Origin of the sequence: Luteibacter aegosomatis (assembly GCF_023078455.1) — a bacterium.
GTDB classification, from domain to species: domain Bacteria; phylum Pseudomonadota; class Gammaproteobacteria; order Xanthomonadales; family Rhodanobacteraceae; genus Luteibacter; species Luteibacter aegosomatis.
Genome location: NZ_CP095740.1, coordinates 2,733,531 through 2,748,484, shown reverse-complemented (window position 1 = coordinate 2,748,484; position 14,954 = coordinate 2,733,531). Strand labels below are relative to the sequence as shown.

The 14,954-nt window shown below is 66.8% G+C and carries 19 protein-coding genes; 11 read left to right on the top strand and 8 right to left on the bottom strand.

What is annotated here, in order from left to right:
* Positions 1 to 115: 115 nt before the first annotated feature.
* Positions 116 to 1,237, top strand: coding sequence for a phosphatidylinositol-specific phospholipase C1-like protein (locus tag L2Y94_RS12185; protein WP_247366793.1), 1,122 nt, complete (start codon positions 116 to 118; stop codon positions 1,235 to 1,237).
* A gap of 38 nt (positions 1,238 to 1,275) precedes the next feature.
* Here the strand turns inward: L2Y94_RS12185 and L2Y94_RS12180 are convergent, their stop codons facing one another.
* The 5 genes from L2Y94_RS12180 to L2Y94_RS12160 form a co-directional block, all read right to left on the bottom strand.
* Entirely contained in the window at positions 1,276 to 2,010 is a 735-nt protein-coding gene (locus L2Y94_RS12180) for a 3-keto-disaccharide hydrolase (protein ID WP_247366791.1), read from the bottom strand.
* A 108-nt stretch (positions 2,011 to 2,118) separates the two neighbouring features.
* The gene (locus L2Y94_RS12175; RefSeq protein ID WP_247366789.1) at positions 2,119 to 3,009 is read right to left on the bottom strand and encodes a CHAD domain-containing protein; all 891 of its coding nucleotides are present in this window, start codon (positions 3,007 to 3,009) and stop codon (positions 2,119 to 2,121) included.
* 79 nt (positions 3,010 to 3,088) lie between these two features.
* The gene (locus L2Y94_RS12170) at positions 3,089 to 3,445 is read right to left on the bottom strand and encodes a 2-hydroxyacyl-CoA dehydratase (RefSeq protein ID WP_247366788.1); all 357 of its coding nucleotides are present in this window, start codon (positions 3,443 to 3,445) and stop codon (positions 3,089 to 3,091) included.
* 86 nt (positions 3,446 to 3,531) lie between these two features.
* Positions 3,532 to 4,263 carry a 2OG-Fe dioxygenase family protein gene (locus L2Y94_RS12165; protein ID WP_247366779.1) on the bottom strand — a complete coding sequence of 244 codons (732 nt, stop codon included), beginning with the start codon at positions 4,261 to 4,263 and terminating at the stop codon, positions 3,532 to 3,534.
* Between the two features lie 92 nt (positions 4,264 to 4,355).
* Complete coding sequence (locus tag L2Y94_RS12160) at positions 4,356 to 6,083, bottom strand: L,D-transpeptidase family protein (protein WP_247366778.1); 1,728 nt, start codon at positions 6,081 to 6,083, stop codon at positions 4,356 to 4,358.
* A gap of 135 nt (positions 6,084 to 6,218) precedes the next feature.
* Here L2Y94_RS12160 and L2Y94_RS12155 point away from each other — a divergent pair, with 135 nt between their 5' ends.
* Positions 6,219 to 6,941 (top strand): murein L,D-transpeptidase catalytic domain family protein, encoded by a 723-nt coding sequence (locus L2Y94_RS12155; protein WP_247366776.1) that lies wholly within the window; start codon positions 6,219 to 6,221, stop codon positions 6,939 to 6,941.
* A gap of 55 nt (positions 6,942 to 6,996) precedes the next feature.
* Positions 6,997 to 7,335 (top strand): hypothetical protein, encoded by a 339-nt coding sequence (locus tag L2Y94_RS12150; RefSeq protein ID WP_247366774.1) that lies wholly within the window; start codon positions 6,997 to 6,999, stop codon positions 7,333 to 7,335.
* 60 nt (positions 7,336 to 7,395) lie between these two features.
* Here the strand turns inward: L2Y94_RS12150 and L2Y94_RS12145 are convergent, their stop codons facing one another.
* On the bottom strand, positions 7,396 to 7,782 hold the full coding sequence (locus L2Y94_RS12145; protein WP_247366768.1) for a DNA-binding transcriptional response regulator: 387 nt from the start codon (positions 7,780 to 7,782) through the stop codon (positions 7,396 to 7,398).
* A gap of 36 nt (positions 7,783 to 7,818) precedes the next feature.
* A complete protein-coding gene (locus tag L2Y94_RS12140) occupies positions 7,819 to 8,223 on the bottom strand; it encodes a hypothetical protein (protein ID WP_247366767.1) in 405 nt (134 codons plus the stop codon).
* Positions 8,224 to 8,352: 129 nt separating this feature from the next.
* On the opposite strand from L2Y94_RS12140, the gene L2Y94_RS12135 reads away from it, so the two are divergent.
* From L2Y94_RS12135 to L2Y94_RS12105, 7 genes are all read left to right on the top strand, one after another.
* Positions 8,353 to 8,757: a hypothetical protein gene (locus tag L2Y94_RS12135; RefSeq protein ID WP_247366760.1), complete on the top strand. Its 405-nt coding sequence runs from the start codon at positions 8,353 to 8,355 to the stop codon at positions 8,755 to 8,757.
* A gap of 76 nt (positions 8,758 to 8,833) precedes the next feature.
* The gene (locus L2Y94_RS12130; RefSeq protein WP_247366758.1) at positions 8,834 to 9,073 is read left to right on the top strand and encodes a hypothetical protein; all 240 of its coding nucleotides are present in this window, start codon (positions 8,834 to 8,836) and stop codon (positions 9,071 to 9,073) included.
* 97 nt (positions 9,074 to 9,170) lie between these two features.
* Positions 9,171 to 9,392, top strand: coding sequence for a DUF2188 domain-containing protein (locus L2Y94_RS12125; protein WP_247366756.1), 222 nt, complete (start codon positions 9,171 to 9,173; stop codon positions 9,390 to 9,392).
* A gap of 69 nt (positions 9,393 to 9,461) precedes the next feature.
* Complete coding sequence (locus L2Y94_RS12120) at positions 9,462 to 11,879, top strand: DEAD/DEAH box helicase (protein ID WP_247366754.1); 2,418 nt, start codon at positions 9,462 to 9,464, stop codon at positions 11,877 to 11,879.
* Positions 11,880 to 12,019: 140 nt separating this feature from the next.
* Positions 12,020 to 12,793, top strand: a complete 774-nt coding sequence (locus tag L2Y94_RS12115; RefSeq protein ID WP_247366750.1) for a ribonuclease H-like domain-containing protein — start codon at positions 12,020 to 12,022, stop codon at positions 12,791 to 12,793.
* A gap of 53 nt (positions 12,794 to 12,846) precedes the next feature.
* A complete protein-coding gene (locus L2Y94_RS12110; protein WP_186448123.1) occupies positions 12,847 to 13,005 on the top strand; it encodes a hypothetical protein in 159 nt (52 codons plus the stop codon).
* A gap of 13 nt (positions 13,006 to 13,018) precedes the next feature.
* Entirely contained in the window at positions 13,019 to 13,165 is a 147-nt protein-coding gene (locus L2Y94_RS12105) for a hypothetical protein (RefSeq protein ID WP_247366748.1), read from the top strand.
* A 48-nt stretch (positions 13,166 to 13,213) separates the two neighbouring features.
* Here the strand turns inward: L2Y94_RS12105 and L2Y94_RS12100 are convergent, their stop codons facing one another.
* Positions 13,214 to 13,789, bottom strand: coding sequence for an FMN-dependent NADH-azoreductase (locus L2Y94_RS12100; RefSeq protein WP_247366746.1), 576 nt, complete (start codon positions 13,787 to 13,789; stop codon positions 13,214 to 13,216).
* A 127-nt stretch (positions 13,790 to 13,916) separates the two neighbouring features.
* Here L2Y94_RS12100 and L2Y94_RS12095 point away from each other — a divergent pair, with 127 nt between their 5' ends.
* Positions 13,917 to 14,945, top strand: a complete 1,029-nt coding sequence (locus tag L2Y94_RS12095) for a LysR substrate-binding domain-containing protein (protein ID WP_247366744.1) — start codon at positions 13,917 to 13,919, stop codon at positions 14,943 to 14,945.
* Positions 14,946 to 14,954: the final 9 nt, after the last annotated feature.

Here is a 14,954-nt window from a genome sequence, read left to right as displayed (position 1 = left end):
TGGGCACGCCGCGGATATCGACCTAGGCATAGCCGTTCCCGCCGGCTCTCCATGTCCATTCCGGGATTTACCTTTTTTGCACGCGATCGTCCCGCTGAGCCGTTAACGGAGAAATATGATGATGCTCAACCGTTTCCATGTGCTGGCCATGGCCACCGGCGCGATATTCGCGGCGATGCCGGTCGCCGGTGCCGACGCGGTGCGGATCAACCAGATCCAGGTGATCGGTACGCACAACAGCTATCACGCCGGTTTCGCGTCCAGCGCCCGCAAGGTGATGATGAAGGAGGCGGCGCAGCGGTTCGCCGCCATCGACTACAGCCATCCTTCGCTCACCCGCCAGCTCGACGACGGCGTGCGGCAGGTGGAGATCGATGTCTATTCGGACGCGAAGGGCGGTCTCTACCTCGATCCGGTGATCGACCACATGATCGCCGTGAACGGCCTGCCGGCCGATCCGCCGACGGCGGCGCCGGGCGTGTGGGAAAAGCCGGGCTTCAAGGTGATGCATATCCAGGGCTTCGATCAGCGCAGCACCTGCCAGCCCTTCGTGGCGTGCCTGGAAGAGTTGCGCGCGTGGTCGAAGGCCCATCCGCGGCACTCGCCGCTGTTCGTGCTGCTGGAAACGAAGGAAGAACCGCTGAAGGTCAAGATTCCGACGGTGACGCCCGAGCGCTTCACGCCGGCCGTGTTCGATGCGCTCGACGGGGAGATCGGCTCGGTGTTTCCGCGCGATGAGACCATCGTGCCCGATGACGTGCGTGGCCCCCACGACACGCTCGATGCCGCGGTTCGGGATGGCGGCTGGCCCACGATCGACGCCGCGCGCGGCAAGGTCGTGTTCCTGCTCGACCAGCGCAAGGTCGAATCGGTGTATACCGATGGGCATCCCTCGTTGCGCGGCCGCGTCGCTTTCACCAACGCCACGCCGGGCGAGGCCGATGCCGCGTTCACCGAGTGCAACGAATGCGACAAGGCGAAGATCGACGATCTCGTGACGCGCGGCTACCTCGTGCGTGCGCGCACCGACGATCCGGCGCAGGGCCAGGGCCTTCGCAACGACGGTTCGCGTAGCGACGTGGTACTCGCCAGCGGCGCCCAGCTGATCAGCACGGACTACCCGGCGGGTGAGCCCTCGGCCGCGGGCTATGCCGTGGGGTTCCCGAACGGCGCGCATGTGCGATGCAATGTGTTCAACGCGCCGAAGAGCTGCCGTAGCGGGAGTCTCGAGCACTGACGCTGAGCGCGCTCCGGCTGGCGGGCGGTAAACGCCCGTCAGCCCAGTTCCTTGATGCGGATATTCCGGAACCAGATGTGGATCGGTTCCACGCCCTTGTCTTCGCCGCCCTGCAGTGAGATGCGGCCCTTGTGGAAGAGGCCGTAGCCCGGCATCTTCGCGAATTTGGTCTTGGATACCAGGGCGTTCCATTCCGGTGTCCACATCGTGGTGTCCACCGTCTTGTAGCCGTTCTGGAAGAACTGCACGTGGCCGTGGTCGACGATGATCTCGATCTGGTTCCAGTTGCCGTGCTCGAGCACGTTTTCGACACGGGACGAGATCATGTCGAACAGGTCGCCCGAGCGCTCGTAGAGCGTATAGCTGTCGGGCTTGGTGCAGACGAGGTCGGCAATCTGCATTTCGGGGCCGGTTTCCCAGGTGTAATGATATTTCGGCGACTCGTTGACGTTGAACATGATGCCGGCGTCCGCGCAGGCGGTCATCTTCCACTCGAGCTTCAGGTCGAAGTTTTCGTATTCCTTGTCGCTGACGAGATCGGCCACGTCGGCGTCGGCCGCCTCGTGGCCGCGCTCCAGGCGGATCGCGCCATCGTCCACGCTCCAGGCCTTGCCCGTCCCCTTCTGGTTGAAGGAGTGCCAGCCGGCGAGGCTCTTGCCGTCGAAAAGCGACACCCAACCCTTGTCATCCTTCGCGTTGGCCGTGTCGGCGGCGTGGACGGGGAGGGCGGCCATGCCGGCGAGGGCGACGACCTTGAAGACGATTCGGGACATGACGTGCTCCGGGGAAGGGAACGCCGAGCGTACTCCCGTTCAGCCGGCGTTGCCATCGTTTGGACGTCCGTATGAAATTGCCGGTCACGACGGGCCGGGATAGGCGATTTACGCAGACTGTGCTTTCAGCGCCTGCCGAATGTCGTCGAGCAACGGGGCCAGCGGCCCCATCCCGTCGAGCGTTCGCAGCACGCGGCGCAACGAGCGCAGGTCCCGTCGCGCGCCCAGCGCGTCCGACAGCTCCGACATCTTCTTCACCGCGGTCTTGCCGTGGTGTCCTCGATGATGCGACGACGCTTCCACCGCTTTCAGTGCCTTGCGCCAGAACTCCAACTGCATGCGCAACCGACGGGCACGGCGGCGCCAGCGGTGATGGTCGATATCGGTGCCCCGATCCGCCGCGCGCGCTTCCGCTTTCGACACGCGACGCTCGGAGCGGGCCAGGGCCTTTTCGACGTCATGGCGTTCGAGCTTGCTCCATGCCAGCGACTGGATCTGCGCCCCGACATCCGCCAATCGCTGTCGGCGGCGGCGGAAGGCCGGGTCTTTTCGCAGGGCGTCGTCGAGCTTCGCGTCCCGGCGTGCCTCGAGCAGGCCGATGGCTCGTTTCCATGGCGGGGAAGGCCGTTCGCCGGCGACGCCGCGTGCGATGGTCGCGGCCACGTGCGCGTCCCGCAGCGAGGACAGTCCCGTGGCGAGCGACGACAGCTCGGCCCATATCGGTTCCAGCGTCTTGCCGAAAGGTTCCTCGCCCAAGGCGAGAAGGCTTTTGAGCCGGCGGATCGATTTGCGCGCCTCGTGCACGCCCTTGTGACGGTCGGACGTCTCCGACAGCGCGCGGATGGCCCGCCGGGATTCGTGAGCGGCCAGGGAAGCCAGGGCGTCGGCGACCGTCGTGGGCGGCATGGGCATGGTCATGCCGTTACATACCATGGATGACCGGCGGGAGTGGCACGGCGTCGCCATCTCGACCGACAAGAGCGCGGCTGGCCCCTGCATCGGCGGTCCCGACGCATCCGGCGCTCGCCTCGTCGAACCCGCTCGCGTGCCGCCGCGGGTTCAATACGGCTTCGGAGGTTCAGCCCTCGTCGCCGCCGTTTTCGGCTACGGCATCCGCATCCACCGACTTGCGGCGGCGACGCGGTTTGACCTCCAACAGGCCTTGCAGGTAGGCGATGCCTTCTTCGGGAGGGAACCAGGCGACCACGTCGGCCACCGTGAGGCTGTAGCGTTGGCGCAGGGCGTCGAATTCCTCGCGGGCTCCGGCCAGCGGATCGACCTTCTTCGGCCGCCCGCGCGGTTTGGGCGCCGGTTTAGGAGCGGGTTCGGCTTTCGGCGGGGGCGTGGGCTCGGGTGAGCGACCGGCGATCTGGCGATCGAGGGCGGCGAGTTCCTCCTGGAACTGGCGGAAATCGTATTTGCCTGACGAATTCATCGCGAATGGTTCAATGCGGTGAAAAATCCCATTATTACACGGATTTGTCGCCGAACCTTTGAGAATTTCGCCCAATTGCCGTGGATTCAGTCGCGGCGGAACGTCACCACCAGCACGTCGCGATGCGAGGCCCTGGACGGATCGATCGGCGTCACCGGTGTCACCCCGTGGAACACGCGCGGATCGTGGATCCATGCCGCATCGAGCGGTTTGGTCAGGGTGAATTCGCCCAGTTCCCGGCCGTCCGGCGAGTGGATGGTGGTGGTGCCGCTGGCGATGTTTTCGCGATCGACCAGCAGCACGAGCACGTAATCCACGCCGTCGCGGTGGCTGCCTTCCGGCGTGGGCTCGCCCGAGGAGCCGGCCGAGGCCTCGATGCGGAACTGGTGCACCTCGACGTGCCAATGGGTCACGTCGGGCGATAGGCTTCCGAAGACGTCGCGGCAATAGTCGAGGATGGCGTGCATGCTCGCGCCGTCGGCGATTTCGGGTAACACCGGTTCGAACCAGCGCTCGATATCGCCCTGCAGCGTGTTGTAAGCCAGCGTCTGGTAGTGCGCCTGGTGCGGCTTGCGTTCGATCGGACCGTGTGGGGAGGCTGCGTAGGTCGCGTGGCGACGGCGGCGGAAACGGCCGGTGGCGGCGAGGTACGTATCCGGCTCGAGCGCGTTCCAGCTCGCGGCGAAGGCTTCCCAGTCGGACAAGGGCGCGGTGTGCTCGAACAGCCGGCGCATGTCCGTGCCCTGCACGAAGGCGAAGCCCTCGTCCCGGACCTGGTGGTGGAGGAGGGTTTCGGTCGCTTCGGGGGGAGCATTCATGGACGAATTGTTGCACCTGCCATCGCCAGCGGGAATACGGACGAAAAGCCGCACCCTCCCGAGCATTCGGCGGCGGCGAAACCGCCGGTCGCTCAGGGAGCTTCCAGGGGCTGGGGGCGGTCCAGGGCGGCGAGCAACGCTCCGTCGCGCTGGTAGACGTCGGGCTTGTAGGCGAGCTTGCCGTCGTCGTCGACGTCCACGGTCCAGTAGGCGAGCAACACGGGCACGGCCGTGGGGAGCGTGACGTTCTGCGTCTTGCCCGCGGCGATGCGCGCATCGATCGCTTCGCGGCTCCAGTTCCGCGGATCGTTGAACAGCAATTGCACCAGATCGAGCGGGTGCTCCACGCGGATGCAGCCTGAGCTGGTGTCGCGCTTGGCCTGCTCGAAGAGTTCCTGGTGCGGCGTGTCGTGCAGGTACACCGCGAACGAGTTGGGGAAGCGGATCACCACCCGTCCCAGCGAATTGCCGGGGCCGGCGTCCTGGCGCAACGTGATGCCACGCGGATTGGACCAGTCGACGCTGGCCGGCGAAAGCCGGTTGCCGGCGCCGTCGAGCACGCGGATGCGATTGGCCGCGAGGTAACCCGCGTTGCGCCGGATCTTCGGCAGCACGTCGTTCTTCAGGATGGTGGGCGGGATCGTCCAGGTCGGGTTGAAGGTGACGTAGGTGATCTGCGAGCGGAAGATCGGCGTGCTGCGATAGGGCTTGCCCACCTGCACGCGCGAGGTCCAGACGGGTTGGCCATCACGGTAGAAGCGTATCTTGTAGCCCGCCACGTCGACCACGACGAAGGTGCCCTGCAAGGCGTGCAGCAGCCAGCGCGCGCGCTCCAGGTTCACCCGCACCTGGCCGATGCGTTCGGCGATCGGCACGTTCAGGGCGGCGAGCGTATCGGCGCCGACATGGCCGTCGGCATGCAGGTACTGGTCGGCCTGGAAACGTTTCGTCGCATCGGCCAGCGGATTGTCGAAGTGCTCGCCGGTGGCCAGCGTGGGATCGAGGTAACCGCCGGCGACCAGCCGTCGGCGCAGCGAGGCCACGCGCGGATCGGTCATGCCGGGCTTGAGGGTGGGGCCCTCGGCTACGACGGGCCAGCCGCCTTTCGCGGCCTGCTCGCGCAAGCCGGCGAGGGCGTCGCGAAGCTTCGCATACAGGGGATGTTGCGGCCGGGCCATGGCGAAGGCCTGTTCGACGCTGCGCTCCTCGATGGACGTCTGCAGCATCGACATGCCCTGCTGCGGATCGATCGCCGCCGGATCGAAATTCCAGGCGGGATCGAGGCGCACCGGATCGACCTTGCCTCGCGCCAGCTGGATCAGCGCGGTGATGTAGGCGGCGCTGGCTTCGATTTCCACCTCGGCGCGACGAGCGGGCGGCGCGTCCTTCCAGCCGGGGTCGCCGAACGCCGCCTTGAGCGCGGAGAGGTGATAGTCCTCGGGCAGCAGGCCGTCGCCGTCCGTCGAGGCGAGGCCGGCAAGCAGTTGGCGCACGTTGTCCTCGTCGGCCCAGGCGGCCGCGTAATGGCGCTGGGCGTAGAAATCGGACACGGCCTTGCCTATCGCGGCGTCCTGGCGAGGCAACGGTCCGGCCTGCAAGGGGGTCATCCGCTGGATGCGGGCATAGATGGCCTGCGCCATCGGGTCGTCCGTCGGCGGCGGAGCCACGGCGGTGGCGATATCGGCGGGATCCGGTGCGACGATCGGGGGAGGGGATGGCGTGGAACTCGGTGCCGGGGCCACCTGCGCCGTGCCGAGGAGGGGCATGACGGCAAGCGCGATACCCGCGATGAGGGCGCATGGCCGAATTTCCATAGTCATGGTCTATCGATCCGTGGTTTGACGGCGAGGTTTCTTAACCCTTCACCTATATGAAGGGCAGCGATGTGACGGAATTGTGGTCAAGGAATGACCAGCGCGTTAGCATCGACCGATACCCGTTTGCCGGCTGTCCCGATGATCCGTCCGTTCCGTTCGCTGATCGCGTGCGCGCCCCTCCTTGGCGCCCTGTTTTTCCTTCCCGCCCAAGCCCATGCCGCCGATACGCTCGGCGAGGCGCTGGCGCGCCTGGCGCCCTCGGCCGACCCGAAAGTCATCGAACTGGCGGTGGATGCGGCGGAGTGCGCGCAGACCCAGGACGGCAAACCCGCCGATCGCCTCGCGGTGATCGATTACTCGCGGCCCTCCTCGCAGCCGCGGATGTGGGTGTTCGACATCACCCACCGCAAGCTTCTCTTCCAGGAACTGGTGGCGCACGGCAAGAACAGCGGCGACGCGAACGCCACCCGGTTCTCCAACGCGCCCGAGAGCCTGGCCTCGAGCATCGGCCTGTTCCGCACCTCGGACACCTACATGGGCAAGAACGGCTACTCGTTGCGCATGAGCGGGCTGGAGCCGGGCGTGAACGACCAGGCCCTGGCGCGGGCCATCGTCATCCACGGCGCGGCCTACGTGAACGAGGCCATGGCGAAGGTCGCCGGCCGCATCGGCCGCAGTTGGGGATGCCCGGCCGTCCGCCTGGCCGTCGCGCATAAGCTCATCGACGCCCTCAAGGGCGGTCAGATGGTGTTTTCGTATTACCCCGACAAGCGCTGGCTGGCCTCGTCGCCCTACCTCAAGTGCAGCGCCAGCCAGCTGGCGAAGGCCGAGGCTCGCAGCGTCCCGAATCCGGGCACGTAAACGCAGGGCACCGCGCTCGCGTTAGAATCCGCGGAACTTCATCGTGGAACCCAGCATGAAATACGTCGTCCTTGCGTCCGCAGCCTGCCTCGTACTCGCCGGTTGCGCCACCAGCGGCATGAAAGACACCCTGCCCAAGCTCAGCAGCAAGACCGACAAGAGCGTCAGTGCGTACGTGCAGTGCATCGTGCCGAAGTGGCAGGCCTTGTCGAAGGACGCCAAGGGGGACGCGAAGGACGACAAGGGCACCGTCACCGCCAACGACGACGGCAAGCACGAGCGCCTGGAAGTGCACGCCAACGGCGCGGGCGCCCAGGTGGTGATGTACGAACTGCAGAAGGGCAAGGGCGATTACGACGGCCGTTTCCGCGAGGAAGCCATCGGCTGCCTGTAAGCGGTGCCCGGTTGAAGCGATGGGCGCGGTCCGCGCCCATCCTGGCCCGGGATGGCCTCGTCAGCGCGTCGAGCGTGCGTTGCGGGCTCGCTCCACCGCGTCCAGCAACTGGTCGCGGCTGAAGGGTTTCCCCAGGAAGACGGCCGAGCGCGGAAAGGGCGCGATGTCCTGCGGCAGCCGGCTGGACACCACCACCATCGCCGTATGCGGACGATCTCGGAGGGCCGCCTGCAGCAAGGCGCCGCCGCGATGCTCCCCGGGCGTGTCGGCGTGGATCACCATGAGGTCGAGGTCGGTCATGCCGTGGAAGGCGCGTTTGGCGTCGCGGTAGGTCACGGTGGGCTCGACGGTATAACCCGCGTCGGTCAACACCATGGCAACGGTTTCGGCGACCATGGGGGCACGGTCGAAAACGAGGGCGGAACGACCGGCGGTGGTTGGGCTCATGGCGGAAGTCTAGCTGGCAAAATGGCCTTTGTGGTGTCAGTTCGCCGAGGGCTCCGGCGGCCAGTTCGAATTCACCTCCTTGATCCGGTCGACCAGCTGGCGCACTTCCTCGTTGCGGTCGTGGACGCGCTTCTCCTCGGCCGCCTTTTGGGCCGCGAAATCGTGGTTGGTGCCCATCACGGCCTCGTAGACCAGCCGACAGGTTTCCTCGGCATGGGCCGCGCGGGTATGGAAGCCCAGGCGATCGGCGAGGATTTCCATCCGCAGGCCGGGGTGCGCCTGTTCCAGCGCCTGGGCACGGACGATGAAGAACTGCTGCCAGTCGCGTTCCGGCGCGCCGGACAGGATCGCCTCCACGCGGGGAATGTCCGGGCGCTCGAACTGCCCGCTGTCGTCGACGGCCTCGAACGATTCGATCTCGATCCAGTCCCGGCTGGCCATGGCGTGCTCCTCGTAAGGTGGAGCGGGATTCTTGGGGGCGTTGCGTCTACGGAATGTCGCGGCTTGCGTTTCCGGCACGCAGGGCCTATACGGAGGCGAGATTTCCCCTTACGTAAGGAGTTCCGCCCCATGCGTTACCTCGTCCTCGCCGGTGCCGTGCTGCTCGCCGGCTGCGCCACCCAGAACGAACGTCACGTCGGCATCCACGACACGTTGTCGAGCACCACGTTCTCCAACCAGGATCCCGGCGACGGCGACGCCACCCTCAACCTCGTGCGCGACCAGGGGCTTTGGGGCGCCGGTTGCTCCAGCGCCGTCTACGTGGACGACAAGGCGGTAGCCGATATGGAAATCGGCCAGCAACTGGTGCTCCACGTGCCCTCGGGCGCACGCAAGCTGAGCGTGCTGCCGCACGGTGCCTGCAGCGCGGATCGCATGGATGTCGACGCCACGGTGGGCCAGGGCGAGACCCGGAACTTCACGATTCCGGCCAGTGGTGAAGGGCTTTCGGCACAGAACGCGCCAAAGGCCTGACGGGGCTTGTGCTTTTCGTCGCGGTGGCGCAAAAATCAAGGCGTCGCCGCGGCGCCGGCTTGAAGGGGGCCACATCGTGCATCGACGTATCGTTGGCCGTTATTCCATCGAAGTGCGAACGCTCAGGACCGCCACGGGTGCCTGGAAGGCCGCGTACATCGTCGAACCCGCCGCCCATGCGGGACCAAGGGATTTCGTCATGATTTCCCTGCTCGAGGAATTCGGCGACGAGCGCTCGGCGGTCGATGCGGCGATGGACCGGGGCGTGAAGCACGCCGACTGGCTCGATACCGCGCGGGTCGCCCACTCGAGCTGACGTGAGACGGGCCGCCACCCCGCCGTAACGCCTCCACCACGAAGCGCCACCTAGCGTCGGACATGGGCCACACGGGCTCGCCGACGGGAATCGACGCTTGTCCCAGCTCACCCTCTACCTTCCCTATACGGACTCGCCGCGCGGCGCGTGGCCGGTGCGTCGCAATGCCGACGTGGTCGGCACGTTCGCCACGCGCGACGAGGCGATGCGGCACGCACGCAACCTGATCGGGTCGATCCGCGCCCAATCGGGGCAAAAGGTGGACATCAAGGTCGAGGACGAGAACGGCGTCTGGCGGGTTGCCGACGTCGTCGACTGACACTCCGGTCGCAGGATATGAGATGGGCAGGGGCGATAACGGGCACCCGACTGCCGTATCGACCCTTCCATGGCCGCCTACCTCCAAGCCGCACGCCTCTCGGAGGCGGACGCCATCCTCGCCAGCCACCATGACGGTCGCACGCTGGCGCACCGCCTCACCGACAAATACGGCGACCGTGTCTGCTCGGCGTTTACCGTGTTCGGTCGCGAGGGCTCGTTCGTTCCGTTGCCCGACGACCTGCCGCCCCCGCTGGCCAGGGCGCTGACCACGCGTGGCATCGAGCGGCTCTACAGCCACCAGCAGGAGGCCTGGGAGGCCGCGCGGGCTGGCCGGAACGTACTGGTGGCCACCCCCACGGCGTCGGGCAAGACGCTCTGTTATACCTTGCCCGTGGTGGCCGCCGCGCTCGAAGCCGGGGCCAAGGCCCTGTATCTCTTTCCCACGAAGGCGCTGGCGCAAGACCAGGTGGCGGAGTTGCTGGAATTGAACCGCGCCGGCGAACTCGGCGTGAAGGCTTTCACTTTCGACGGGGACACGCCGGGCGACGCGCGGCAGGCCATCCGCCTGCATGGCGACGTGGTGGTGAGCAACCCCGACATGCTTCACCAGGCGATACTGCCGCACCACACGAAGTGGGCGCAGTTCTTCGAGAACCTGCGTTACGTCGTGATCGACGAGATCCACACCTATCGCGGCGTGTTCGGCTCGCACTTGGCCAACGTGCTGCGTCGCCTGCGCCGTATCTGCGCCTTCTACGGCGTGCGCCCGCAGTTCGTGTTGTGCTCGGCCACCATCGGCAACGCCACCCGGCATGCCGAGGCGTTGATCGAGGACGAGGTGCACACCGTCGCCGACAGCGGCGCGCCCAGCGGCGACAAACACGTGTTGCTGTGGAATCCGCCCGTGATCAATCCCGACCTCGGACTGCGCGCATCGGCGCGTTCGCAGACCAGCCTCATTGCCCGCGTGGCGATCAAGGCGAAGATGAAGACGCTCGTCTTCGCGCAGTCGCGGCTGATGGTGGAGGTGCTCACCAAGTACCTGAAGGACGTATTCGACCACGACACGCGCAAGCCTCCGCGCATCCGGGCCTATCGCGGCGGTTACCTGCCCACGGAGCGCCGCGCGGTGGAGCGGGACATGCGCGCGGGCGACGTCGACGGCATCGTGTCCACCTCGGCGCTCGAACTGGGCGTGGACATCGGCAGCCTCGATGCCGTGGTGCTCAACGGCTATCCGGGTTCCATCGCCGCCACGTGGCAGCGCTTCGGCCGGGCAGGGCGTCGACAGCAGCCGTCGCTGGGCGTACTGGTGGCCACGAGCGCGCCGCTCGACCAATACCTGATGCGTCACCCGGCCTTCCTCACCGAGGCCAGTCCCGAGCATGCGCGCATCCAGCCCGACCAGCCCCTGATCCTGCTCGACCACATCCGTTGCGCCGCGTTCGAACTGCCTTTCGTGGCCGGCGACACCTTCGGACCGGACGACGCCGAGCCCTTTCTCCAGGTACTCGCCGAATCGGAGGTACTGCATCGCGAGGGCGATCGCTGGGAATGGATCGCCGACAGCTACCCGGCCAACGCGGTGAGCCTTCGCTCGGTCGCCGACGGCAACTTCGTGGTGGTGGACCGTACCGAAGGCCGGCAGACGATCATCGCCGAGGTGGATTACTCCGCCGCCGCGCTCACCTTGTACGAAGGTGCCATCCACATGGTGCAGTCGGTGCCCTACCAGGTGGAAAAACTCGACTGGGACGGGCGCAAGGCGTATTGCACCCGTACGCGCGTCGATTACTACACCGACGCCATCGATTACACCAAGCTCAAGGAGCTGGAGTGCTTCGACGGCGCGAAAGCGGGCGAAGGTAGCGCGCGCCACGGTGAGGTCCACGTGGTGCGCCGTGTTTCGGGCTACAAGAAGATCCGCTACTACACGCACGAGAACATCGGCTACGGGCCGGTGAACCTGCCAGACCAGGAACTGCACACGACGGCCGTGTGGTGGCAGTTGCCGCAGACGGTGCTCGACATGGCGTTTCGCTCGCGCCAGCACGCGCTCGACGGATTCCTGGGTGCGGCGTACGCGCTGCACACCTCGGCGGTGGTGGCCGTGATGGCCGAGCCGCGCGACCTGCAAAAGGCGGTGGGCGCCGGTGACGGCGGCTGGTCCGCGCAGGTGGATGCCGCCGGACGAGGGCAGTTGCGCGGGGAGGGCGGTGACCTGACACGGCCGGACATGCTCGAGCGTTTCCTGCCCACCGTTTATCTGTACGACAACTTTCCCGGCGGCGTGGGTCTGAGCGAGCCATTGTTCCGCCGGGCACCGGAGCTGGTGGGGCATGCGTTGCAGACCCTGCGGGGCTGCGACTGCAAGGCGGGATGCCCGGCCTGTGTCGGACCGGTACTGGCGGCGGACGAAGGGCGCGACGTCACGCCGAAGGCGTTGGCGATGCGCGTGCTCGAATTGCTGGGGGCGGCTGCGTGAGCGACCTGGCTTCGAAGCTGGCATCGCTGCGCCGGCAGGCCGGGGCTTCCGTTCCGGCCGGATCGCCTCTGAAGCGGCTTCCACAAAGGCCTGCCGTATCGGCGATCGCCCCTGCTTTCACGGGAGCCGCTTCAGCGGCGATGGGCGCTCGCCCCACCATGGACCTGGCCACCCTGCGCCGCATGGCCGGCGTACGCGATCGCGCCACCTCGCCACGTCCGCCTCGGCCCGTCACGCGTCACGTCCCCGGCGAGGAAATCGCGCCCGGCCTTCGCTACCTCGAACACCTCCACGCGTGGCCGTCGCCACCGCCCGTCGTCGACCTCACGTTCGCCCGCCTGAGCGAAGCCCGCAGCGAACACCTGCTGCATTTCGATACCGAAACCACCGGCCTGGCCGGCGGCACGGGTACGCGCGCCTTCATGATCGGCGCGGCCGACTGGCGTCCCGAAGGACTGCGCGTACGTCAGCTCTACATCACCACGATGGCGGCGGAGGGCGCGATGCTTCGCGAGTTCGCCCGCTGGGTCGAAGCCGAAACGGTACTGGTGAGCTACAACGGCAAGTCGTACGACGCGCCTTTGCTGGCCACGCGCTACCGCCTGGCGAGACTCGCCAATCCCCTGGCGGGCAAGGTCCACGTCGACTTGCTGCACCCCATGCGGCGACGTTACCGGCACGTGTGGGACAACTGCCGCATGCAGACGGCGGAACGCCATCTCCTGCGCATCGTTCGCGAAGACGACCTGCCGGGTTCGGAAGCCCCGCGTGCATGGCTCACGTACCTGCGTGGAGGATCATCCGCCGACCTCGGACGCGTGGCGGAACATAACCTCCAGGACGTGCGCAGCCTGAGCGCCCTGCTGGTCGAGGCGCACGGTTGGGCGGCTTCGCCCGCCAGTAACGAAAAATAGACGGCGCTCCGCGCAGGCTCGTCGTTGCATCCATCGCGTCGGGAGACGAAGGCATGAACGAAGCGACCAAGCCCTGCGACCACGTCGGCTGCGGATGCCAGGTGCCGATATCGCGGGACTACTGCAGCGAAAGCTGCCGCATGGCGGCGGAAAGCCAGAACATGGGCGGAGCCTGCGAATGCGGCCACGCGCAGTGCCAGCAACGCCACTAGCGAGGACACGGCGATGACCAACGACGACAAGCAGCAGACGCCCGGCTATCGGGAAGACAATCCCAAGCCGCACAGCGGCAGCGCCAAGGTACCCGGTGAAGGGCACCCGAAGGAGCATCAGAACATGCCGAAGGACAAGCCCGGCAAGCAGGGTAGCTAAACCCCGTCGCACCGGCCCGGGGCCGGTGCGACGAGTGTCACGGTAGCGTCAGGCCGCCTTCGCCAGGCCACCGATCCCCGCCACCGCGGTGTCGATCGACTTCGCCTTGTGCTCATCGCCCAGGGCCAGGCCTTCGGCGCGAACGAACTCCAGGTCGGTCACGCCGAGGAACCCGAACATGGCGCGGAGATAGGGCTCCTGGAAGTCCATGCCGGCGGCCGGGCTGCCGGCGCTGTAGATGCCGCCGCGCGTCGAGGCGACGATCACCTTCTTGCCCACGGCCAGGCCCTCCGGGCCCGCCGAGGTGTAGCGGAACGTCTTGCCCGCGACGGCGATGCGGTCGATCCAGGCCTTCAGCGAACTGGTGATCGAGAAGTTGTACATCGGGGCGCCGATGACCACGACGTCGGCGGCCAGGAATTCCTCCATTACCTCGTCGCCGACGGTGTCTCCGGCGTCGGCCCCGGGCATGGCCCAATGGGGCAGCGGGGTGGCGTGGACGTCACGATAGGTGACTTCGGCATTGGGATGGGTGCGCACGAACTCGGCCACGATGGCCGCCGTGAGGTTGCGCGAAACTGAATGCGCGCCCAGGGCGCTGGCGTCGATGTGCAGGACTTTCATGGGGATTTCCCTCGGCTGGGCCACGGTGGCCGCGATGGGAAAAGACGATACGCCGGTGGACGCTGGACGATTAGACGGCTTGGAGTAGACTGATTGTTTCGATAGAGAAACGGCCAGGTACCCATCGATGGAAGGCGCACTCCAGGATCTGAACGATCTGTATTTCTTCGCTTCGGTGGTCGAGCACGGAGGTTTCTCGGCCGCCGGGCGTGCCCTGGGCGTTCCCAAGTCGCGGCTGTCAAAGCGCATCGCCCAGTTGGAAGACCGCCTGGGCGTGCGCCTGCTCCAGCGGACCACCCGCCGCTTCGTGGTCACGGAAATCGGCGAGCGTTTCTATGCCCATTGCCGGGCCGTGCTCGAGGAGGCGCGGGCCGCGCAGGACGCCGTGGACGAACTGCGCACCGAACCCCGCGGCGTGGTGAGGGTGAGTTGCCCGATCTCGCTGGCGCAGAACGTCCTCGGGCCGATGCTGCCGGCTTTCATGCTGGAACATCCGAAGGTGCAGATCCGCATCACCGCCACCAATCGCCGCGTCGACCTGATCGGCGAGGGGTATGACGTGGCGATCCGCGTGCGCGAGAAGCTCGATACCGACGCGACCCTGGTGTTGCGCAGCATCGGTTACGCACGCAACCTGCTGGTGGCCAGTCCCAAGTTCCTCGACAGCAACGGCCGACCGAAGAACCTCGACGAGCTGGCGCAATTGCCCGCGCTGTCGATGTACGAACACGAGGGCGCGCAGGTGTGGGAGCTGGTCGACCCCAGCGGCAAGAAGGTGGCCGTCGAGGTCAAGCCGCGCCTGGTGAGCGGCGATTTCTCGGTATTGGTCGCCGCGGCCGTGCAATGCTGCGGTGTCGCGCTGATTCCCGAAGAATTCTGCGCGCCGCTCATCGCCAACGGCGCGCTCGAATGGGTGTTGCCCGACTACGCCACGGCACAGGGCACGCTGCATTTCGTCTACCCGAGCCGGCGCGGCCTGCTGCCCGCCGTGCGCAGCTTCGTCGACTTCCTCGCCGAGCGCCTGCCCAAGGCGAGGGCCGAATACCACAAGGACTGCGAAACGGTGGCCACCGACCCCTCGGCGAGGGGGGCGGTGGCCTTGCGCCGCATGCTAGGATCGGAACATCCGGCGGCGTTTGGCCGTCCAAACGAATAAGAGCGCTCG

What these genes read in the sequence shown, in the direction of transcription:
- L2Y94_RS12185 (WP_247366793.1), top strand. Translation starts at nt 116, where the DNA reads ATGATGATGCTCAACCGTTTCCATGTGCTGGCCATGGCCACCGGCGCG.
- L2Y94_RS12180 (WP_247366791.1), bottom strand. Translation starts at nt 2,010, where the DNA reads ATGTCCCGAATCGTCTTCAAGGTCGTCGCCCTCGCCGGCATGGCCGCC.
- L2Y94_RS12175 (WP_247366789.1), bottom strand. Translation starts at nt 3,009, where the DNA reads ATGCAGGGGCCAGCCGCGCTCTTGTCGGTCGAGATGGCGACGCCGTGC.
- L2Y94_RS12170 (WP_247366788.1), bottom strand. Translation starts at nt 3,445, where the DNA reads ATGAATTCGTCAGGCAAATACGATTTCCGCCAGTTCCAGGAGGAACTC.
- L2Y94_RS12165 (WP_247366779.1), bottom strand. Translation starts at nt 4,263, where the DNA reads ATGAATGCTCCCCCCGAAGCGACCGAAACCCTCCTCCACCACCAGGTC.
- L2Y94_RS12160 (WP_247366778.1), bottom strand. Translation starts at nt 6,083, where the DNA reads ATGACTATGGAAATTCGGCCATGCGCCCTCATCGCGGGTATCGCGCTT.
- L2Y94_RS12155 (WP_247366776.1), top strand. Translation starts at nt 6,219, where the DNA reads ATGATCCGTCCGTTCCGTTCGCTGATCGCGTGCGCGCCCCTCCTTGGC.
- L2Y94_RS12150 (WP_247366774.1), top strand. Translation starts at nt 6,997, where the DNA reads ATGAAATACGTCGTCCTTGCGTCCGCAGCCTGCCTCGTACTCGCCGGT.
- L2Y94_RS12145 (WP_247366768.1), bottom strand. Translation starts at nt 7,782, where the DNA reads ATGAGCCCAACCACCGCCGGTCGTTCCGCCCTCGTTTTCGACCGTGCC.
- L2Y94_RS12140 (WP_247366767.1), bottom strand. Translation starts at nt 8,223, where the DNA reads ATGGCCAGCCGGGACTGGATCGAGATCGAATCGTTCGAGGCCGTCGAC.
- L2Y94_RS12135 (WP_247366760.1), top strand. Translation starts at nt 8,353, where the DNA reads ATGCGTTACCTCGTCCTCGCCGGTGCCGTGCTGCTCGCCGGCTGCGCC.
- L2Y94_RS12120 (WP_247366754.1), top strand. Translation starts at nt 9,462, where the DNA reads ATGGCCGCCTACCTCCAAGCCGCACGCCTCTCGGAGGCGGACGCCATC.
- L2Y94_RS12115 (WP_247366750.1), top strand. Translation starts at nt 12,020, where the DNA reads ATGGGCGCTCGCCCCACCATGGACCTGGCCACCCTGCGCCGCATGGCC.
- L2Y94_RS12110 (WP_186448123.1), top strand. Translation starts at nt 12,847, where the DNA reads ATGAACGAAGCGACCAAGCCCTGCGACCACGTCGGCTGCGGATGCCAG.
- L2Y94_RS12105 (WP_247366748.1), top strand. Translation starts at nt 13,019, where the DNA reads ATGACCAACGACGACAAGCAGCAGACGCCCGGCTATCGGGAAGACAAT.
- L2Y94_RS12100 (WP_247366746.1), bottom strand. Translation starts at nt 13,789, where the DNA reads ATGAAAGTCCTGCACATCGACGCCAGCGCCCTGGGCGCGCATTCAGTT.
- L2Y94_RS12095 (WP_247366744.1), top strand. Translation starts at nt 13,917, where the DNA reads ATGGAAGGCGCACTCCAGGATCTGAACGATCTGTATTTCTTCGCTTCG.